We start from the raw sequence: 19,872 nt of genomic DNA on the forward strand, positions 1-19,872 counted from the left end.
GTCATCGGGGGAGAAACCATGTTCGCAAAGCTCGCGCAACGCGGCCTGTGGCTGCTGCTGGCCGGCATCGCCTCGACGTTCGCCGCACAGGCTGCCGACGTCAGCATCGACCAGTTCCGGGTTCGCGGCCCCGCCGGCGGCAACGACGAGTTCGTCGAACTGTTCAACGCCGGCCCTGCGGCGATTGACTTGTCCGCGTACAAGTTCAACGCCTCCAACGCCAGCGGCACGATCGGCACGCGGCTTACCTTCCCCGCCGGCACGCAACTGGCGTCGGGCTGCCACCTGCTGCTGACCAACAGCGCCAGCGGCGGCTACTCCGGCAGCGTGCCGGGCGATCTCACCTACGCCACCGGTGTCACCGACACCGGTGGCCTGGCCCTGCTCGACGCCGACGGCAACATCGTCGACCAGGTGGGCCTCAGCACCGGTTCGGCCTACAAGGCGGGCACGCCGCTGGCCTCGCTGGGCAGCAGCAATACCGACCAAGGCTACCAGCGGCGGCAGACCGCGGCCGGCCTGCCACAGAACACCGGCGACAACAGCGCCGATTTCGTCACCTTGAGCCCGACCCAGCCGCACAACAGCGCCAGCACCTGCGTGGCCATGGGCCCGTCGCTGTCGATTGCCGACGCCAGCATCAGCGTGCACGGCGCCAGCGACGTGGCGATGCCGTTCACCATCACCATGAATGAACCGGCGCCGAGCGGCGGCACCAGCGTGCACGTGGCCACCGCCAACGGCAGCGCCACTGCGGGCGTGGAGTACGAAGCGCTTGACACTACCCTCACCATCGCCGCGGGCGAGACCCAGGCCAGCTTCAACGTGGTCGTGCATGGGCGCTCCACGCCGGCCGACGACAAGGACTTCAGCGTCACGCTGAGCGATCCCGGCGACGGCGTGGCGCTGGGCGACGCCACCGCCATCGGCACCATCCACTACGACATCCCGGTGCAGGCGGAGATCTGGCAGATCAACGGCAGCGGGCAGCGGGCGGCCCTGCTCGGCAAGTCGGTGCTGACCTACGGCAACGTGGTCACCGCAGTGGGCCCGCTGGGCTTCACCATGCAGACGCCCGACGCGCGCGCCGACGCCAGCCCGCTGACGTCCAATGGCGTGTATGTGTTCACCAACGCCGCACCGACGGTAAGCGTGGGCGAGGCGGTGGACGTCGCGGCGGTGGTGGACGACTACTACGGCCTCACCGAGTTGAAGAACCCGACGATAAGCGTGGTCGGCCGCCACGTGCGCCTGCCGCGCGCCGTCGTGTTCGACCGGCGCACGCCCTCGCCCGATCCGGACCAGCTCTCCTGCGGCACCACCAATTTCCAGTGCTTCATGAGCATGCGTGTGCGCATCGATCACGGCATGATCAACACCGGCAACAAGCGTTTCAGCAGCGAACCGTATGCGGAGGTCAGCATCACCGCCAATGGCCGGCGCTCGCTGCGCCAGCCCGGCGTGGTGTTCGGCGTGCCGGTGCCTGCGGGCGTGGACCTGCCCAACTGGAGCGGCAACCCGGAAGTGTTCAAGATGAACACTGCCGACTTCGGTGCGGTGCCGCTGAACACGCCGTTCAACGCCGGCAGCACGTTCCGGGCCGAGGGCGTGATCTCCTACGACTTCGGCGCCTACACCTTCATCCCGACGCAGTTCCGGCTGGCGTACGCCGCGCCGATACCACGGCCGGTCTCGCCCACCCCGCTGCTGGCGCTGCGCATCGGCGCGTTCAACATGGAGCGCTTCTGCGACAGCGTGTTCGACACCACCTACACCTGCAGCGGCGGGAGCAAGGAGCCCACGCCGGACGCCGTCGCGCTGAAGACCCGCCGCCTGTCCAGCTATGTCGGCAGCGTGCTGCAGCTGCCCGACGTGCTGTCGGTGGAGGAAGTGGAAACCCGGCCGCTGCTGCAGGGCCTGGCTACGCAGATTCTTGCCGACTATGGCGTGGCGTACGACGCTTACCTGCTGCCCGGCCACGATCCCAGCGGCATCAACGTCGGATTCCTGGTGCGCCGCGACCACGTGCAGGTGCTCTCGGTGCAGCAACTCGCCGCCGGCGAAACCTGGGACGACGACGGCCACACCGCCTTCATCCACGACCACCCGCCGCTGCTGCTCACCGCGCAGGCAGGCCGCACGCGCTTCCACGTGATTGCCGTGCACATGAAGGCGCGCTCGAACGTCGACGACAATACCGCCGCCGCCGAGCGTGATCGGGAAAAGCGTTTCCTGCAGGCAAAATCGCTGGCCAGCCAGGTGCAGGCGCTGCAGCAGGCCGATCCGCGCATGCCGCTGCTGGTGGTGGGCGACTTCAATGCCTACCAGTTCACCGATGGCTGGACCGACGTGGTGAACCTGGTCGCCGGCCGCTACGACGACAACCAGAACCTGCTCAAGCTCGGCCACAATATCGTGCAGCCGGCGCTATGGAACGCGGTGAACACGGTGCCGCCCGACGATCGCTACTCGTTCCTGTACACGCAGAACTTCGGCGAGATCCAGGGTTACACCAGGGCCGGCAGCGGCAACCCCGGGCGCACCGTGCCGACCTTCCAGGTGCTGGACCACGCCCTGCTCAACGTGCCGGCGCGGCTGCGCTTCCTGCGCATGCAGTTCGGCCGTGCCGACCTCGACGCGCCGGCGCAGACCGTCGACGACGCCGCCAATGCCAGCGACTGGACGCGGGCGATCGGCGTCTCGGACCATGACGGCTTCGTGGTGGACCTGTTCGTGCCGCTGATCCACCGGCGGCTGCACTGAACACACTGGCGAAGGCCGCCGACCGGCGGCCTTCGCACGTTGACCGGGCTCAGCGACCGAAGCGGTCGGTGGCTTCCAGCAACTGGTGCAGGATGCCCGGCTCGAACGCCGAATGGCCGGCGTCCTGCACGATGTGCAGGTCGGCTTCGGGCCAGGCACGGTGCAGATCCCATGCGCTGCGCAATGGGCACACCACGTCGTAGCGGCCCTGCACGATCACCGCCGGAATATGGCGGATGCGATCCACGTTGCGCAGCAACTGGTCGTCGTGTTCGAAGAAGCCGCCGTTGACGAAGTAATGGCATTCGATGCGGGCAAAGGCCAGCGCGAAGTCGTCCGCGGCACTCGATTCGATGTGCGACTTGTCCTGCCACAGGAAGCTGGTGGCGCCTTCCCATACCGACCAGGCGCGCGCGGCCGCGCTGCGCACCGCCGCGTCGTCGCTGGTCAGGCGGCGGTGGTAGGCGCTCATCAGGTCACCGCGTTCCACCTCGGGGATTGCAGCCAGATAGGTTTCCCATGCGTCCGGATACAGCGAGTCGCAACCCTTCTGGTAGAACCACTCCAGCTCTTCCCGGCGCAGCATGAAGATGCCGCGCAGCACCAGCTCGGTCACCTTGTCCGGATGGGTCTGCGCGTATGCCAGCGCCAGGGTCGAACCCCACGAACCGCCAAACACCTGCCAGCGGTCGATGCCCAGGTGCTCGCGCACGCGCTCGATGTCGGCGACCAGGTCCCAGGTGGTGTTGTCGGCGAGTTCGGCATGCGGGGTCGACTGGCCGCAGCCACGCTGGTCGAACAGCACGATGCGATAGACCGCCGGATCGAAGAAGCGCCGGCATTTCGGATTCGTGCCGCCGCCCGGGCCACCGTGCAGGAACACCACCGGCTTGCCGTGCGGATTGCCGCTCTGCTCGTAGTACAGCGTGTGCAGCGGCGACACCGGCAACATGCCGCGGTCGAACGGCTCGATCTCGGGATACAGCGAACGCAGCGGCGACGACGGCATGACGGCTCCTTCGAATCCACAGACAAGCCGCCAAGGCTAGCACGGGCATGGTTTGCAGGCCCTCAATCGCCAGCAAACAGCTTGCCGGGATTGAGGATGCCGCGTGGGTCGAACACCTTGCGCACGCCGCGCATCAGGTCGATCTCCGCCGCGCTGCGGGTGCTGTCCAGATAGGCCCGCTTGACCAGACCGATGCCGTGTTCCGCCGAGATGCTGCCGCCATGGCGCTGCAGGGTATCCGCCAGCAGATGGGTGACGTGTTCGCACTGCTCAATGAACGCGGCCTCGGCCAGGTCATCCGGCCGCAGCACGTTGATGTGCAGGTTGCCGTCGCCGATGTGACCGAACCAGACCACCTCGGCTTGCGGATACTCGCGCGCCAGCAACGCCTGCATGTCGTGCAGAAAGGCGGGAACCGCGCCGACCCGCACCGAGATGTCGTTCTTGTACGGCCGCCGCGGCGCCAGACTCTCGGTGATGCCTTCGCGCAGGCGCCACAGCGCGGCTGCCTGCGCTTCGCTCTGCGCGATCACGCCGTCGCTGACCCAGCCCTGTTCCAGTGCCAGCTCGAATGCAGCCAACGCTGCTTCCTGCTGCCGCTCGTCCGCAGCATCGAACTCGGTGACCACGTAGTACGGATAATCGCCGTCGATGGCGCGCTGCGCGCCGTGTGCCAGCACGTGGCGCAAGGCGTGATCGGTGAAGAACTCGAACGCCTGCAGCACCAGCCGCGCGCGGAACAGCGCGAACACCTGCATCAGCGCGTCCATGTCCGGCAACGCCAGCAGCATCACCTGCGAGGGTAGCGGCGGATCGGTGAGCTTCAGCGTCGCCTCCAACACGATGCCCAGCGTGCCTTCCGAGCCGACCAGCAACTGGCGAAAATCGTAGCCGCTGGAGTTCTTCACCAGGCCGCGGTTGAGATCGAGCAGCTCCCCGTTGCCGGCCACCACCTTCAACCCGGCGATCCACTCGCGCGTGTTGCCGTAACGGATCACCCGGATGCCGCCGGCGTTGGTGGCTATGTTGCCGCCGATCGAACACGAGCCGCGCGCCGCGAAATCGACCGGATAGATCAGGCCATGCTGGCGTGCCGCGTCATGGACGTGCTGCAGGATCATCCCCGCCTGCACGGTGAGGGTGCGATCGACTGCATCGAAGCCGAGCACGCGCTGCATCCGCTCCAGGCTGAGCACCAGCTCGCAGTTCGCCGCCACCGCGCCGCCGGACAGGCCCGTACGCCCGCCCGATGGCACGATCGCCACCGCCTGCTCGTTGGCCCAGCGCACGATCGCCTGCACTTCTTCCACCGACGCCGGCAAGGCGATTGCCAGCGGCGCCGGCGTCCAGCGGCGGGTCCAGTCGCGACCGTAGTGTTCGAGGTCGGCCGCGGCCGTCAGCAGGCGCAGTTCGGGCAGTCGGCGGGACAGGTCGGCGAGGCGGTCATCGGACATGCGGCGGCTCCGGGGGCATCCACACAGACTGCCAGCCGCGCCGGAGCGCGTCCAGTGTTGCAGTGCGGCAATTCCTCGCCTACTCTGGACCGACCGCCGCCACCGGACACGCCACGAAGATGCAGACCTCCTATCCGCGCCAGGACATCAAGGTATTGCTGCTGGAGGGGGTCAGCGCCAGCGCGGTGGAGGTATTCCATCGGGCCGGCTACAGCCAGGTCGAGTTGCACGCCAAGTCGCTGCCCGAGGACGAACTCAAGGCGCGCATCGGCGAAGCCCACATCATCGGCATCCGTTCGCGCACGCAGCTCACCGCCGAAGTGCTGGCGCAGGCCAAGCGGCTGATCGCGGTGGGCTGCTTCTGCATCGGCACCAACCAGGTGAACCTGAGCGCCGCCCGCCTGGCCGGCGTGCCGGTGTTCAACGCGCCCTATTCCAACACCCGCAGCGTGGCCGAACTGGTGATTGCCGAGGCGATCATGCTGCTGCGCGGCATTCCGCAGAAGAACGCGCAATGCCACCGCGGCGGCTGGGCCAAGTCGGCCAACGGCAGCTACGAGACGCGCGACAAGGTGCTCGGCATCGTCGGCTACGGCCACATCGGCACCCAGGTCGGCGTACTGGCCGAGAGCCTGGGCATGCGGGTGATCTTCCACGACATCGAGACCAAGCTGGCGCTGGGCAATGCCCGTGCGGTGTCCAGTCTGGACGAACTGCTGGAACGCGCCGACGTGGTCACCCTGCACGTGCCCGAGACCCCGGCCACGCAGCTGATGATCCGCGCCGAACAACTGGCGAAGATGCACGCCGGCGCCATGCTGATCAACGCCTCGCGCGGCAGCGTGGTCGACATCGATGCGCTGGCCGTGGCACTGCGCGAGAAGCGGCTGGCCGGCGCGGCGATCGACGTGTTCCCGCTCGAACCCAAAGGCAACGACGACGCCTTCGTCTCGCCGCTGGCGGGCATGGACAACGTGATCCTGACTCCGCACATCGGCGGCAGCACGCTGGAAGCGCAGGACAACATCGGCATCGAGGTGGCCAGCAAGCTGGTGCGCTACAGCGACAACGGCTCCACCCTGTCGGCGGTGAACTTCCCCGAGGTCACCCTGCCCGAACACCCGCACAGCCGCCGCCTGCTGCACATCCACCGCAACGTGCCCGGCACGCTGTCGCGCATCAACGAACTGTTCTCCGCCGGCAACCTCAACATCGACGCGCAGTTCCTGCAGACCGACAGCGAAGTCGGCTACGTGGTGATCGACGTCAGCGCCGACGAGGCCCAGGCGAATGCGTTGAAGGCGCAGATGGCGACGATTCCGGGGACGTTGCGCGCCCGGGTGTTGTATTGAGGCTGGGAATAGGGAATGGGGAATAGGGAATCGGAAAAGCAGTTGCCGGACCGCGGCTCTGGCTCCTCCATTCCCTATTCCCCATTCCCTATTCCCGACATGAAAAAGGCGCCCAGTGGGCGCCTTTTTCATGTCAAACCATTGGTCGGGGCGGCCGGATTCGAACCGACGACCCTCTGCCCCCCAGGCAGATGCGCTACCAGGCTGCGCTACGCCCCGACGAAACGGCGATTCTAGCAGCTTGTGGTGCGCTGCCGGAAGCGTGATGTCGCTCAGCGGCGCAGCAACGTCAGCACTTCCTCCAGCTCCATCCGCACCTGGCGCACGATCTGGTGCGACATGCTCGATTCCAGCCGTGCCTGCGGGCCTTCAAGGCGCGCGCGCGCACCGGTGATGGTGAAACCCTCGTCGTACAGCAGCGAACGGATCTGACGGATCATCAGCACGTCGTGGCGCTGGTAGTAGCGGCGGTTGCCGCGGCGCTTGACCGGGTTGAGGGCCGGAAACTCCTGCTCCCAGTAACGCAGCACGTGGGGCTTCACACCGCACAGCTCGCCCACTTCACCGATGGTGAAGTAGCGCTTGGCCGGGATGGCCGGCAGTTCGGTGTTATTCCCTTGATCCAGCATAGCTTTCGACTCTCACCTTGAGTTTCTGCCCCGGTCGGAAGGTCACCACCCGCCGCGCGGAGATCGGGATCTCCTCGCCGGTCTTGGGGTTGCGCCCCGGCCGCTGGTTTTTCATGCGCAGGTCGAAATTGCCGAACCCGGACAGCTTCACCTGCTCGCCGTTCTCCAGCGCACCACGCACCACCTCGAAGTAGGCATCCACGAATTCCTTGGCCTCACGCTTGTTGAGGCCCACGTCGAGGAAAAGCCGCTCGGCCATTTCCGCCTTGGTCAGCGCCATCTCATCCTCGCAGTTTCCCCTGGCATGTCTGCTCCAACGCGTTCACCGCTTCGCGTACCCAGTGATCCGCGTCGTCGTCTGTAAGGGTGCGTGAAGCGTCCTGCAAAATCAAGCCCATAGCGAGACTCTTTCGGCCTGCTTCGACGCCTTTGCCGCTGTAGCGGTCGAACAGCCGCAGCTCCCGCAACCGCGCGCCCAGCGTGCCGCGAACGGTGTGCTCGATCCGTGACCAGCTGACGCTTTCCGGCAAATCCATCGCGATATCGCGGCGCACCGCAGGAAATCGCGGGATCGCGGTCGCCCGGGGCAGGCGGCGGGCCAGCAGCGGCTCCAGCGCCACCTCCAGCACATGCACGTCGGGGCCCAGATCGAGCTCCCGCGCCAGCCGGGGGTGCAGGGCGCCGAGATAGCCGACCGTCTCGCCGTCGCGCGCGACCCGGGCGCCGCGGCCCGGATGCAGCCAGGACGGCAGCTCATCGGCATGGATCGACCAGCGCTCCGGCTCGCCGCCCCAGGCGATCAGCGTATCCAGGTCGCCCTTGAGATCGTGGAAATCGAGCAGGCGCGACGGCTCGCCCCATTGCTCGGCGCGCGCGTTGCCGCTGGCCACGACGGCCAGGCTGGGGGTTTCCATCGGTGGTTCGCCGGCCTGCGGATGCGTCAGGCCGTGGATGCCCGGCTCCTCGCACCCGGCCGCGCCTTGCCGGAACACCCGCGCCACTTCGAACAGGCGCACGCGACCCTGCTGGCGTGCGCGGTTGTGCCGCAACGCCTCGACCAGGCCCGGCAGCAGCGAGGGGCGCATCACCGCCAGGTCGGCCGACAGCGGATTGGCCAGCGGCACCAGTTGTTCGTTGAAGCCCCAGCGGGAGAGCAACTCGGCCGCCACGAACGACAGGTTGACGGCTTCGTGGTAACCCCGTGCCGCCAATTGCTCGCGCAGCGCCAGCTCGTTGATGCGCGCTTCGGGCTCGATCGCCAGCACCAGCGCGCCGGACGGCGAATGGGTGGGAATCTTGTCGTAGCCGAAGATGCGCGCGACCTCCTCGATCAGGTCTTCCTCGCGCTCGATGTCGAAGCGGCTGCTCGGCGCGGTGACCCGCCAGCCATCGCCGATCGTTTCCACCCGCATGCCCAGCGCGGTGAAGATGCGTGCCACCTCGGCGTCGGCCACGTCCACCCCGAGCACGCGTTTCAGGCGTGCTCGGCGCAAGGTCACCGGCACCGGCTGCGGCAGGTCGGCGGCGTTCTCGGCCACCAGCACCGGGCCGGCCTGCCCGCCGGCGATCGCCAGCAGCAGTTCGCTGGCGCGCTCCAGCGCGCGACGCGGCAAGCCCGGATCGACGCCGCGTTCGAAGCGGTGCGAGGCGTCGGTGTGCAAGCCCAGCTTGCGCGCGCGGCCCATGATCGCGGCCGGGGCGAAGTGCGCGGACTCCAGGAACACGTTGCGCGTGGCGTCGGTGACGCGCGAGTCGTGACCGCCCATCACGCCGGCCACCGCCAGCGCTTTCTTCTCATCGGCGATCAGCACGAAGCCGTCATCCAGCTTTGCTTCGCTGCCATCGAGCAGCTTCAGTGTCTCGCCGGCGCGCGCATGGCGCACCACGATGTCGCCGTCCAGCGTGTCGTTGTCGAACGCGTGCAGCGGCTGGCCCAGTTCCAGCATCACGTAATTGGTGACGTCGACCACCGCGTTGATCGGGCGCAGGCCGGCTCGGCGCAGGCGCTCGGCCAGCCACAACGGCGTTTTTGCCGCCAGGTCGATGCCTTCGATGATGCGACCGAGATAGCGCGGCGCATCCTTGCCCGCCTCCAGGCGGATGCCGCGGCGCGCTTCGCTGCTCACGGGCACCTCTGCCTGCGCGACGGTCTTCACGTGACTGCCGAACAGCGCAGCCACGTCATGCGCCAGGCCGACCAGGCCGAGGCAATCGGGGCGATTCGGGGTGAGCTTCAGTTCGAAGCTGGCATCGGGCAGGCCGAGGTAGGCAGCCAGCGGCTGGCCCACCGGCGCATCCAGCGGCAGTTCCAGCAGGCCGGAGGCATCGGCATCGATGCCCAATTCCTTCGCCGAGCAAAGCATGCCGAACGACTCGACGCCGCGCAGCTTGGCCGCCTTGATCGAAACATCGCCGGGCAACTGCGCACCAACGGTGGCCAGCGGCACCTTGATGCCCACCCGCGCGTTCGGCGCACCGCAGACGATCTGCAGCGGCTCGCCCTGCCCTGCATCGACCTTGCACACCTGCAGCCGGTCGGCCTGCGGATGCTTTTCGGCTGCGACGATTTCGGCCACCACCACGCCGGCCAAGCCCTCGCCCAGTGGCGTGAGCTCTTCCACCTCCAGCCCGGCCATGGTCAGCGCATGCGCCAATGCCGCACGGTCAGCCTTGACCTCGACCAGTTCACGCAACCAGTTTTCGGAAAATTTCATGGTTTGGATCCGGGAATGGGGAATCGGGAATCGGGAATGGGAAAGGCAAAAACCACGGCACCGAGGCCGCCTCTACGATTCCCTGCTCTCCATTCCCGATTCCCGTTCATGCAAACTGCCTGAGAAACCGCAGATCGTTCTCGAAGAACGCACGCAGGTCGGAGACGCCGTAGCGCAGCATGGCGAAGCGCTCCACACCGAGGCCGAAGGCGAAGCCGGTGTAGCGCTCCGGATCGATGCCGCAGTTCTTCAGCACGTTCGGATGCACCATGCCGCAGCCGAGCACCTCCAGCCAGCGGCTCTGGCCATCCTCGGTCTCCCAGCGGATGTCGACCTCGGCCGAAGGCTCGGTAAAGGGGAAATAGCTGGGGCGGAAACGCATCTCGAAATCGCGTTCGAAGAACGCGCGGATGAACTCGGCCAGGGTGCCCTTGAGGTCGGCGAAACTGGAAGTCTCGTCAACCAGCAGGCCTTCGATCTGATGGAACATCGGCGAGTGAGTCTGGTCCGAATCGCTGCGGTAGACCTTGCCCGGCGCGATGATGCGGATCGGCGGCTGGCGACCGGCCATCGTGCGGATCTGCACCGGCGAGGTATGCGTGCGCAGCAGACGGCCGTCGCCGAAGTAGAAGGTGTCGTGCATCGCGCGCGCCGGATGGTGCGGCGGGAAGTTCAACGCCTCGAAGTTGTGCCAGTCGTCCTCGATCTCGGGGCCGTCGGCGCGCTGATAGCCGAGCCGCGCGAAAATCGACGCGATGCGTTCCAGCGCGCGGGTGATCGGGTGAATGCCGCCGCGCTCGCCATCGCGGCCGGGCAGCGAAATGTCGATCGCCTCGGAGGCAAGCCGATGGTCGAGCTCGGCCTGTTCCAGCACGGCCTTGCGTGTCGCCAGTGCGTCGACGAGGCGCTCCTTGACACGGTTCACTTCGGCACCGCGCGCCTTGCGCTGCTCGGGCGCCAGGGTGCCCAGGGTCTTCAGCGCGGCGGTCACGATGCCGCTCTTGCCCAGCAGGCCCACGCGCAGGGACTCCAGCGTATCCAGCGTCTCGGCCTGTTCGATGCCAGCCAGCGCCTGCGCGGCCTGGCGTTCCAGATCATCCATCGGTGCGGTCCCGGTTCGGACGTGCAAAAACGAAAACGGGGAGGAGGCGTGTGGCCTCCTCCCCGCTTGATTCACATTCTATCGTCGCAAGCGACGATCAAGCAGCCAGGGCGGCCTTCGCCTTGTCAGCGATGGCCCCAAACGCCTTGATGTCATGCACGGCGATATCAGCCAGGACCTTGCGGTCGACGGTGATGCCGGCCTTGCTCAGCCCATTGATCAGACGGCTGTAGGACAGCCCGAACATGCGCGCGGCAGCGTTGATGCGCACGATCCACAGTGCACGGAACTGGCGCTTGCGCTGCTTGCGGCCGATATAGGCGTACTGACCAGCCTTGATGACGGCCTGGTTGGCGACGCGGAAGACCTTGCGGCGGGCGTTGTAGTAGCCCTTGGCGCGGCCGATGATGGTCTTGTGACGACGACGAGCGGTGACACCACGCTTTACACGAGCCATGGTCTATCTCCTCACAAGTACGGCAGCATGCGAGCCACGCCCGGCGCGTCGCACGCCTTGAGGTGGTTCGGGGCACGGAGACCACGCTTCAGCTTGGTCGACTTCTTGGTCAGGATGTGCGACTTGTATGCGTGGCCGCACTTGATCTTGCCGGATGCGGTCTTGCGAAAACGCTTCGCAGCCGCCCGGTTGGTCTTGATCTTGGGCATGGAATGCTCCTTGAGTGGGAATGATCCCGTTTCTGACTGATCTGGCGGCAACCGCGGGTTGCTCTTTCCGTCCTGCCATGACCGGTGCACGACCCTTCCGGCGGGTCGAACCCGTAATCATACGGGTTCAAAAGGTCAAACGCCAGCACGAAGTGCCGACGCGTGCCTCCTCTCCCCTCGGGAGAGGATTGGGGAGAGGGCACGGGGCTTGCCCGCTACCCAATTGAGGGCGGCCGCTCCGGGAGACACGGCAAAAGGAGCATTGCCCGCGAGCGAGCTCCCGCAAACGCGAACAGCCTATTTCTTCTTGGGCCCGATCATCATGACCATCTGGCGCCCTTCGAGCCGGGGGTACGACTCGACCTGGCCGTTGTCGCCGACGTCTTCCTGGATCTTGCGGGCCAGGTTCTGGCCGAGATCCTGGTGCGACATCTCGCGGCCGCGGAAGCGGATGGTGACCTTGACCTTGTCGCCCTCTTCCAGGAAGCGAAGCATGTTGCGCAGCTTGATCTGGTAGTCGCCCACGTCCGTGACCGGACGGAACTTCACTTCCTTGATCTCGACCTGCTTCTGCTTCTTCTTGGCGGCCTGGGCTTTCTTCTGGGCTTCGAACTTGAACTTGCCGTAATCCATGATGCGGCATACGGGCGGATCGCCATTGGGCTGGATCTCGACCAGATCCATGCCGGCTTCCTGCGCCAGCGCCAGCGCTTCGTCACGGGTCAGGATGCCGAGTTGCTCGGAATCTGCGCCAATGACACGCACCCGCGGCACGCGGATTTCCAGGTTGCGACGATTGCCCTTGTTGTCGGTGGTTGCGATACCACGATCCTCCAGAAGAAGTGATGAAACAGACCGTTCGGCGTTCAACGCCGGGTTTCGGTCTCCAGTCGCCCGATGAAATCGGCCAGCGGCATGCTGCCCAGATCCTCGCCGGAACGGGTACGGACAGAAACCGCCCCCGTCTCTTTCTCGCGGTCGCCGACCACGAGCAGATAAGGCACTTTCTGCATCGTATGTTCGCGGATTTTATAGCCGACTTTCTCGTTGCGCAAATCCGATTGTACCCGGAAACCTTTGTCGACAAGGGCTTGCGTGACCTCGCGAACGTAACCGGCCTGCGCATCGGTGATGCTGAACACCATCGCCTGGACCGGTGCCAGCCAGGTCGGCAGCAGGCCGGCATGGTGCTCGATCAGGATGCCGATGAAACGCTCCATGGACCCCACAATGGCCCGGTGCAGCATCACCGGATGCTGCTTCTGGGAGTGCTCGTCCACGTATTCGGCGCCCAGCCGCTCGGGCATCATGAAATCCACCTGCATGGTGCCGACCTGCCAGTCGCGGCCGATCGAATCGCGCATGTGGTACTCGATCTTGGGGCCGTAGAAGGCGCCCTCGCCCGGCAGCTCGGTCCAGGTTACCCCGGCAGCCGCCAAGGCACCCCGCAGCGCGGCCTCGGCCCGATCCCATACCTCGTCGTCGCCGATGCGCTGGTCCGGACGCAGCGCCAGAGCCACCTCGATCTTGTCGAAGCCGAAATCGGCGTAGACCTGCATCGCCTGCCGGTGGAAGGCGGTGACCTCCGGCTCGATCTGCCCGGGCGTGCAGAAGATGTGGCCGTCGTCCTGGGTGAACGCGCGCACGCGCATGATGCCGTGCAGCGCGCCGGACGGCTCGTTGCGATGGCAGCCGCCGAACTCGCCATAGCGCAGCGGCAGGTCGCGGTAGCTGCGCAGGCCCTCATTGAAGATCTGCACGTGGCCAGGGCAGTTCATCGGGCGCAGCGCGAAGGTGTGCTTCTCCGACTCGGTGAAGAACATGTTCTCCTTGTAATTGTCCCAGTGCCCCGACTTTTTCCACAACGACACGTCCAGCACCATCGGGCAACGCACCTCCTGGTAACCGCTGCTGCGGTACACGCCGCGCATGTACTGCTCGACCTGCTGCCAGATCGCCCAGCCGTTCGGGTGCCAGAACACCATGCCGGGGCTCTCTTCCTGCTGGTGGAACAGGTCCAGCTGCTTGCCGATCTTGCGATGGTCGCGCTTCTCGGCCTCTTCCAGCTGGAACAGGTAGGCCTTCAGGTCCTTGTCGTTGAGCCAGGCGGTACCGTAGATGCGGCTGAGCATCGCGTTGCTCGAGTCGCCGCGCCAGTACGCGCCAGCCACCTTCATCAGCTTGAACGAATGCAGCTTGCCGGTGTTCGGCACGTGCGGCCCCCGGCACAGGTCGGTGAATTCGCCCTGTGAATACAGCGACAGATCCTGGTCGGCCGGGATGCCCTCGATGATCTCGGCCTTGTAGTTCTCGCCCAGGCCGCGGAAGAACGCCACCGCCTCGTCGCGTGATTTCACGCTGCGCGTGACCGGCAATTGCTCGGCCACGATCTTGTGCATCTCCGCCTCGATCTTCGGCAGATCCTCGGGCGTGAACGGGCGTTCGTAGGCGAAGTCGTAGTAGAAGCCGTTGTCGATCACCGGGCCGATGGTGACCTGCGCGCCGGGAAACAGCCGCTGCACGGCCTGGCCCATCAGGTGCGCGGTGGAGTGGCGCAGGATCTCCAGCGCCTCCGGGCTCTTCTCGGTGACGATCTGCAGGCTGGCATCGTGTTCGATCGGGAAGCTGGCGTCGACCAGCTTGCCGTCGACCTTGCCGGCCAGCGTGGCCTTGGCCAGGCCGGCGCCGATCGAAGCGGCCACGTCCTGCACGGTGACGGGGTGTTCGAACGGCTTCTTGCTGCCGTCGGGGAGCGTAATCTCGATCATCGCGAAAGCTTCTCTTGAAAAGCAAAAAAGGGCTTGACGCCCTTTCTTTGACAAACGAAGGCGTGGTGGCGGTCAGTCGTGGCAGCGCGTAGTCGTCATGTCGCACACTCGGCCGGCGCAAGCGCGGGCCACCTTGGTCTCGTGGATGGTGCCGAAATCCTAGTCTAGCCCAGATCGTGCGCGTCGCGGAGAGCCTCAGAACGGCTTGGCCAGCACCAGCCAGATCACGCCCAGCAGCAACAGCACCGGCAGCTCGTTGAGCCAGCGCAACGTGCGCGCCGAGGGCAACGCAAGGCCCTTTGCGCTGCGCTTGAGCAATCGCCCGGCCCAGGTGAAGTAGATCAGCAACAACGCGACGAGGGTCAGTTTGGCGTCGATCCAGTGCGTGCCGGAGGCCACGTTCGGCAGGCTCTGCGGGAATACCCGCCAACCCTGCCACAGCACCAGGCCGAACAGGAACGCGATGCCGAACATGTTGTGGCCGAACTTGTACAGCCGACGCCCCATCAGCTGCAGCCGCGCCTGCACCGCCGGCTCATTCGCCGCTTCGGCCATGTTCACCAGGATGCGCGGCAGGTAGAACACCGTGGCCATCCAGGCGATCACGAACAGCAGGTGCAACGATTTGATCAACAGATAGGTCATGACGAATGGGCGTGGCCGCTGCCTCGCGCAGCGGCGGGCATGATAGCGCGAGCCGCCGGCTTCACTCGCGCGCGGGACCGATCCGCGCCAGCAACGCCTGCAGCAGGCGCTGCTGGTGCTGCGCATCGAGCGGCGCGTTGGCGCGGTCGGTCAGCAGGAAGAAGTCCTCCACCCGCTCGCCGAAGGTGGCGATGCGTGCGTCGTGCACGCGTACGTCCTCGCTCAGCATCACCTGCGCCACCGCCGCCAGCAGACCGGGCCGGTCGGTCCCCGCCAACGCCAACTGGGTGCGGCCGCCGGCGGCATGGAAGCTGATCTTCGGCGTCACCTGGAAATGCTTCTGATGGCGCGACATGCTGCGCTTGCTCGGCTGCACGCCCACCGCTTGCGCGAGTGCGCGCTGCAGGCGCTGCTGCAACTCTTCGGCACGCGCGGGACTGGCCGGTTGCTGGCTGTCGGCTTCGAGCAACAGGAAGGTATCCAGCGCCATGCCGGTGGGCGAGCTGAGGATGCGCGACTCCATCACCGAAAAGCGCAGCCGATCCAGCATCGCCGTCACGGTGGCGAACAGGCCGTCCCGATCGGGCGTGTAGACGAACAGCTCGGTGCTGCCGCGTACCGACAACGGTTCCACCGCGACCAGCGGCACCGCACCCTGCGCGCGCAGGATCGCCGCGGTCTGCCACGCGATCTGCTCGGGCCGATGGCGCAGGAAGCTGAGTTGCGGAAAATCCCCCCAGACCTGCCGCACCCGGGCTTCGTCGAAGCCATCCTCCTGCAGCCGCGCCAGCGCCTGCGCGCTGCATTCGCGCACGCGCACGCCGGCGTCGCGCGGCAACTCGACGTCGCTGCGCAGGGCATGGCGGGTGCTGGTGCAGAGATCGGCCAGCAGGCGATCCTTCCAGCTGTTCCACAGGCGCGGGCTGGTGCCGATGATGTCGGCAATGGTCAGCAGGTAGAGCTGGCCGAGCTGCTCCCGCTCGCCCACCGTCTCGGCGAAGCGGTGCACCACCTCGGGATCGGTGATGTCCTGACGTTGCGCCGTGGTGCTCATCAGCAGGTGATGGCGCACCAGCCAGGCGACCCGTTCGACGTCGCCGGAGGGGAGGCCCAGCCGCGTGCAGAAATCCCGCGCATCCTGTTCGCCCAGCACCGAATGGTCGCCGCCGCGACCCTTGGCGATGTCGTGGAACAACGCCGCCAGCAGCAGCACCTCGGGCTTGGGCAGCATGGCCCAGATCTCGCAGCCAAGCGGGAACTCGCCCCGTGCCGCCGGCTCGGCGAAGCGCGCCATGTTGCGCAACACGCGCAAGGTGTGTTCGTCGACCGTGTAGACATGGAACAGGTCGTACTGCATGCGCCCGAACACCTTGCCGAACGCCGGCAGGATCGCCGCCAGCAGGCCGTGCCGGTTCATCCGCCACAACGCCTCCACCGCCGGCGCACCTCGCCGCAACAGGCGCAGGAACGCGGCCAGTACCTCCTCGTCCCGGGCCAGCGCCGCGCCATGGGCGTCGGTCGCCTGATGGATGCGGCGCATGGTGTCGGCGCTGAAGCCCAGCACGCCGGACTGCTCCAGCCGGGCGATGAAAATCTCCACCAGCGCCGCGGGCCGGCGCATGAACAATTCCGGATCGCGCGCGGCCAGGCGCGCGCCGTAGCGCACGAAATCGTCGCCCACCGGCTGCTCCGCCGCGGGAGGCTCCAGCATCTCCTCGAAGCGCTCGGCCACCTGCACGCCTAGCCGCTCGACCTGGCTGGCTGCGCGGTAGTAGCCCTGCATGAACTGTTCGACGCCGAGGTTCTTCTCGTGCTCGTCCTGGAATCCCAGGCGTGCGGCCAGCGCCTGCTGATAGTCGAACAGCAGCCGCTCCTCGGCCCGTCCCGCTTCCAGATGCAGGGCATAGCGGTAACGGCGCAGCGTCGATTCGGCTTGTTCCAGCTGGGCTTGCTCGGCCGGATCGAGCAGCCCCTCGGCGACCATCCCCGACAACCCGTCCGCGTGCGCCAGGCGTCGCCCCATCCAGCGCAGCGAGTCGAGCGTACGCAGGCCGCCGGGCCCGTCCTTGAGGTTCGGTTCGAGGTTGTAGGCAGTGTCGTCGTAACGGGCGTGCCGCGCGTTGCGCTCGGCCAGCCGGGCGGCGAGGTATTCGCGCGGCGGCCACAACGCCGGGTCGTCAACGATGCCCCGCAGTTGCGCATCGAAGGCCGGATCGCCGGCCAGCCGTCGCGCGTCGAGCAGGCTGGTGAATACGCTGGCGTCCTGCGCGGCCAGCGCCCGGCATTGCGCTGGTTCGCGCACGGCGTGGCCCACTTTCAGGCCGATGTCCCACAACGTAGCGAAGAACTGCTCCAGTGCCCGCAGGCGCGCAGGCTCGGGTGCCGCCGCCAGCGCCAGCAGGTCCACATCCGAGTACGGAAACAGCAGGCCGCGGCCAAAGCCGCCAATCGCGAACAGCGCCGCGCCGGCTACCTCACCGAGGCAGGCTGCCCACACATGCGCAACCACCCGCGCCACCGACTCGCCGCGCCGCCGCGCCAACGCACTGGCGTCCATGCCGTCGCGAAACGCCGTAGCCAACCCGCGATCCACATCCTCCAGCAACTGCCGCAACGCCCGCCGCGCCTCGGCCGAAACGCCGGAGCGCGGCACTGCCACGGGCAGGCGCGGCAAGGGAGGGAGCGCTGAATTCATTGGAGCGAGAAGTGAGTGGAGAGGAGTGCGGAATGAGAGAAGGCAGTCTGCCATGTCTGCATGGCATCCGGCGCCGACGCCGCGCGTCCGGCTCTCTTTTCTCACTCCTCCCCACTCACTCCTGCTTCACGCATCCGGCCAGGGCGTGAGGATCTCGAAACCGTCGTCGGTCACCGCCAGGGTGTGTTCCCACTGGGCGGACAGCGAATGGTCCTTGGTCACCACGGTCCAGCCGTCGGGCATCTGGCGCGTCTGCGGCTTGCCGGCGTTGATCATCGGCTCGATGGTGAAGGTCATGCCCTTCTTCAACTCGACGCCGGTGCCGGGCTTGCCGTAATGCAGCACCTGCGGCTCGTCGTGATAGACCTTGCCGATGCCGTGGCCGCAGTACTCCTTGACCACGCTGAAACCGGCCGCCTCGGCATGCTGCTGGATGGCGTGGCCGATATCCCCAAGCGTGGCGCCGGGACGCACCGCCTCGATGCCGCGCATCATCGCCTCGAAAGTCGTATCCACCAGCCGTTTGGCCAGCACCGACGGGGTGCCGGCGACGTACATGCGACTGGTGTCGCCGTGCCAGCCGTCCTTGATCACGGTGACGTCGAGGTTGACGATGTCGCCGTCCTTGAGCACCTTGCCCTCGCTCGGGATGCCGTGGCAGATCACGTGGTTGACCGAGGTGCACAGGGTCTTGGGGAAGCCGTGATAGCCGACGTTGGCGGGAATCGCCTTCTGCACGTTGACGATGTGCTCGTAGGCGCGGCGGTCCAACTCCTCGGTGGTGACGCCGGGCTTGACGTACTCCTTGAGCATGGCCAGCACTTCGGCAGCCAGCTTGCCGGCGACGCGCATGCCTTCAAGGTCTTCGGGAGATTTCAGGGTAATGGCCATGGATTCCACTCATGTGGCGACAGAACTCCTTGAAATCCAGAGACTTGCCGCACCGCCGGCGTACCGGCTACAATTTCGGAGTTTTGCAGGGCTGATGCCTCCCGAGCGGGAGTCGATCCACGCAAAGCGAGCCGGGATTGTAACGCCCAGCGGTACAACACCCAAACCAACGCCACACACGCATCGGCACCGCCTTCGGGGTGCCGCGCCTCACCCGCCGTCAAAATCGGGCCAGTCGCGGTCGAAGCCGGGGATGCGTGGAGGTCCCAACCCCCAGGTTCCTTCTCGAGGGAACCGACAATCGGAGCGACACCCATGGCACAAGTCACCATGCGTCAGATGCTGGAAGCCGGCGTCCATTTCGGTCATCAGACCCGTTACTGGAATCCCAAGATGGCCCCGTACATCTTCGGTGCCCGCGGCAAGATCCACATCATCAATCTCGAAAAGACCCTGCCGCTGTTCACCGACGCGATGAATTTCCTGTCGGGCCTGGCGCAGAAGCGCGGCACCATCCTGTTCGTCGGCACCAAGCGTTCGGCCCGCGAGCCGTTGGCCGAAGAGGCTGCCCGCGCCGGCATGCCGTTCGTCACCTCGCGCTGGCTCGGCGGCATGCTGACCAACTTCCGCACCGTGAAGCAGTCCGTTTCGCGCCTGAAGGAGCTGGAAGCAGCCGAGACCGACGGCAGCTTCGACAAGCTGGTCAAGCACGAAGTGCTGGCCCGTCGCCGCGAGCGCGACAAGCTGCAGGCCTCGCTGGGCGGCATCAAGGACATGAACCGCCTGCCCGACGCGCTGTTCGTGATCGACATCGGCCACGAAGACATCGCCGTGCAGGAAGCCAAGAAGCTCGGCATCCCGGTGATCGCCGTGGTCGACACCAACTACAACCCGGAGCTGGTCGACTACGCCATCCCGGGCAACGACGACGCGATCCGCGCGATCCAGCTGTATGCCCGCGCCGCCGCCGACTCGATCCTCGAAGGCAAGGCCGCCGCGCCGGCCGCCGCCCAGGGCGACGGCAACGACTTCGTCGAGCTGGACGAGGAAGGCAACCCGGTGGCCAAGGTCGATCGCCCGCGCCGCGAGGCTGCCCCGCGCAAGTCCGCGCCGCGCCGCGACGGCGGTCGCGACGGCGGCCGTGGCCCGCGCAACGAAGGCGCGCCCGCCAAGTAAGCGCCGAG

At 66.6% G+C, this 19,872-nt stretch carries 16 protein-coding genes and 1 tRNA gene; 3 read left to right on the forward strand and 14 right to left on the reverse strand.

Going from position 1 to position 19,872, the window contains the following annotated elements:
• The first annotated feature begins 18 nt into the window (after window positions 1–18).
• Complete coding sequence (locus tag ACVCMB_RS06875; RefSeq protein WP_447106495.1) at window positions 19–2,763, forward strand: lamin tail domain-containing protein; 2,745 nt, start codon at window positions 19–21, stop codon at window positions 2,761–2,763.
• Between the two features lie 49 nt (window positions 2,764–2,812).
• On the opposite strand, the gene pip is transcribed toward ACVCMB_RS06875, so the two are convergent.
• Both pip and ACVCMB_RS06885 read right to left on the reverse strand, forming a co-directional pair.
• Window positions 2,813–3,772, reverse strand: a complete 960-nt coding sequence (gene pip, locus ACVCMB_RS06880; RefSeq protein ID WP_447106496.1) for a prolyl aminopeptidase — start codon at window positions 3,770–3,772, stop codon at window positions 2,813–2,815.
• 62 nt (window positions 3,773–3,834) lie between these two features.
• Window positions 3,835–5,226: an FAD-binding oxidoreductase gene (locus ACVCMB_RS06885; RefSeq protein WP_447106497.1), complete on the reverse strand. Its 1,392-nt coding sequence runs from the start codon at window positions 5,224–5,226 to the stop codon at window positions 3,835–3,837.
• A 119-nt stretch (window positions 5,227–5,345) separates the two neighbouring features.
• Between ACVCMB_RS06885 and serA the strand changes: the two genes are divergently transcribed.
• The gene (serA, locus tag ACVCMB_RS06890; protein WP_447106498.1) at window positions 5,346–6,578 is read left to right on the forward strand and encodes a phosphoglycerate dehydrogenase; all 1,233 of its coding nucleotides are present in this window, start codon (window positions 5,346–5,348) and stop codon (window positions 6,576–6,578) included.
• Window positions 6,579–6,720: 142 nt separating this feature from the next.
• Here the strand turns inward: serA and ACVCMB_RS06895 are convergent.
• The 12 genes from ACVCMB_RS06895 to map form a co-directional block, all read right to left on the reverse strand.
• A tRNA-Pro gene (locus ACVCMB_RS06895) sits at window positions 6,721–6,797 on the reverse strand.
• A 53-nt stretch (window positions 6,798–6,850) separates the two neighbouring features.
• Window positions 6,851–7,207, reverse strand: coding sequence for a MerR family transcriptional regulator (locus ACVCMB_RS06900; RefSeq protein WP_077513841.1), 357 nt, complete (start codon window positions 7,205–7,207; stop codon window positions 6,851–6,853).
• Window positions 7,188–7,487, reverse strand: coding sequence for an integration host factor subunit alpha (gene ihfA, locus ACVCMB_RS06905; RefSeq protein ID WP_395119720.1), 300 nt, complete (start codon window positions 7,485–7,487; stop codon window positions 7,188–7,190). The genes ACVCMB_RS06900 and ihfA overlap by 20 nt, the downstream gene beginning before the upstream one ends.
• 1 nt (window position 7,488) lies before the next feature.
• On the reverse strand, window positions 7,489–9,921 hold the full coding sequence (pheT, locus tag ACVCMB_RS06910) for a phenylalanine--tRNA ligase subunit beta (RefSeq protein WP_447106499.1): 2,433 nt from the start codon (window positions 9,919–9,921) through the stop codon (window positions 7,489–7,491).
• Between the two features lie 106 nt (window positions 9,922–10,027).
• Window positions 10,028–11,023 carry a phenylalanine--tRNA ligase subunit alpha gene (gene pheS / locus ACVCMB_RS06915; protein WP_395119722.1) on the reverse strand — a complete coding sequence of 332 codons (996 nt, stop codon included), beginning with the start codon at window positions 11,021–11,023 and terminating at the stop codon, window positions 10,028–10,030.
• Between the two features lie 97 nt (window positions 11,024–11,120).
• Window positions 11,121–11,480 carry a 50S ribosomal protein L20 gene (gene rplT / locus ACVCMB_RS06920; RefSeq protein WP_136257363.1) on the reverse strand — a complete coding sequence of 120 codons (360 nt, stop codon included), beginning with the start codon at window positions 11,478–11,480 and terminating at the stop codon, window positions 11,121–11,123.
• 11 nt (window positions 11,481–11,491) lie between these two features.
• Window positions 11,492–11,689 carry a 50S ribosomal protein L35 gene (gene rpmI, locus ACVCMB_RS06925; protein WP_395119723.1) on the reverse strand — a complete coding sequence of 66 codons (198 nt, stop codon included), beginning with the start codon at window positions 11,687–11,689 and terminating at the stop codon, window positions 11,492–11,494.
• Window positions 11,690–11,986: 297 nt separating this feature from the next.
• Entirely contained in the window at window positions 11,987–12,511 is a 525-nt protein-coding gene (gene infC, locus ACVCMB_RS06930; protein ID WP_395121221.1) for a translation initiation factor IF-3, read from the reverse strand.
• Window positions 12,512–12,555: 44 nt separating this feature from the next.
• Complete coding sequence (gene thrS / locus ACVCMB_RS06935) at window positions 12,556–14,457, reverse strand: threonine--tRNA ligase (protein ID WP_395119724.1); 1,902 nt, start codon at window positions 14,455–14,457, stop codon at window positions 12,556–12,558.
• A gap of 195 nt (window positions 14,458–14,652) precedes the next feature.
• A complete protein-coding gene (locus ACVCMB_RS06940; protein WP_447106500.1) occupies window positions 14,653–15,102 on the reverse strand; it encodes a CopD family protein in 450 nt (149 codons plus the stop codon).
• 61 nt (window positions 15,103–15,163) lie between these two features.
• Window positions 15,164–17,797, reverse strand: a complete 2,634-nt coding sequence (gene glnD / locus ACVCMB_RS06945) for a [protein-PII] uridylyltransferase (protein WP_447099967.1) — start codon at window positions 17,795–17,797, stop codon at window positions 15,164–15,166.
• Between the two features lie 126 nt (window positions 17,798–17,923).
• A complete protein-coding gene (gene map / locus ACVCMB_RS06950; protein WP_447098382.1) occupies window positions 17,924–18,688 on the reverse strand; it encodes a type I methionyl aminopeptidase in 765 nt (254 codons plus the stop codon).
• Between the two features lie 315 nt (window positions 18,689–19,003).
• Between map and rpsB the strand changes: the two genes are divergently transcribed.
• A complete protein-coding gene (gene rpsB / locus ACVCMB_RS06955; RefSeq protein ID WP_395119728.1) occupies window positions 19,004–19,864 on the forward strand; it encodes a 30S ribosomal protein S2 in 861 nt (286 codons plus the stop codon).
• The last annotated feature ends 8 nt before the right edge of the window (window positions 19,865–19,872 follow it).

Source organism: Rhodanobacter sp. UC4443_H10, from assembly GCF_052978325.1.

Coding starts and splice junctions, on each gene's coding strand:
- rpsB (WP_395119728.1), top strand. CDS start 19,004: ATGGCACAAGTCACCATGCGTCAGATGCTGGAAGCCGGCGTCCATTTC.
- ACVCMB_RS06875 (WP_447106495.1), top strand. CDS start 19: ATGTTCGCAAAGCTCGCGCAACGCGGCCTGTGGCTGCTGCTGGCCGGC.
- ihfA (WP_395119720.1), bottom strand. CDS start 7,487: ATGGCGCTGACCAAGGCGGAAATGGCCGAGCGGCTTTTCCTCGACGTG.
- pheT (WP_447106499.1), bottom strand. CDS start 9,921: ATGAAATTTTCCGAAAACTGGTTGCGTGAACTGGTCGAGGTCAAGGCT.
- ACVCMB_RS06900 (WP_077513841.1), bottom strand. CDS start 7,207: ATGCTGGATCAAGGGAATAACACCGAACTGCCGGCCATCCCGGCCAAG.
- rplT (WP_136257363.1), bottom strand. CDS start 11,480: ATGGCTCGTGTAAAGCGTGGTGTCACCGCTCGTCGTCGTCACAAGACC.
- rpmI (WP_395119723.1), bottom strand. CDS start 11,689: ATGCCCAAGATCAAGACCAACCGGGCGGCTGCGAAGCGTTTTCGCAAG.
- thrS (WP_395119724.1), bottom strand. CDS start 14,457: ATGATCGAGATTACGCTCCCCGACGGCAGCAAGAAGCCGTTCGAACAC.
- ACVCMB_RS06885 (WP_447106497.1), bottom strand. CDS start 5,226: ATGTCCGATGACCGCCTCGCCGACCTGTCCCGCCGACTGCCCGAACTG.
- glnD (WP_447099967.1), bottom strand. CDS start 17,797: ATGAATTCAGCGCTCCCTCCCTTGCCGCGCCTGCCCGTGGCAGTGCCG.
- pheS (WP_395119722.1), bottom strand. CDS start 11,023: ATGGATGATCTGGAACGCCAGGCCGCGCAGGCGCTGGCTGGCATCGAA.
- ACVCMB_RS06940 (WP_447106500.1), bottom strand. CDS start 15,102: ATGACCTATCTGTTGATCAAATCGTTGCACCTGCTGTTCGTGATCGCC.
- pip (WP_447106496.1), bottom strand. CDS start 3,772: ATGCCGTCGTCGCCGCTGCGTTCGCTGTATCCCGAGATCGAGCCGTTC.
- serA (WP_447106498.1), top strand. CDS start 5,346: ATGCAGACCTCCTATCCGCGCCAGGACATCAAGGTATTGCTGCTGGAG.
- map (WP_447098382.1), bottom strand. CDS start 18,688: ATGGCCATTACCCTGAAATCTCCCGAAGACCTTGAAGGCATGCGCGTC.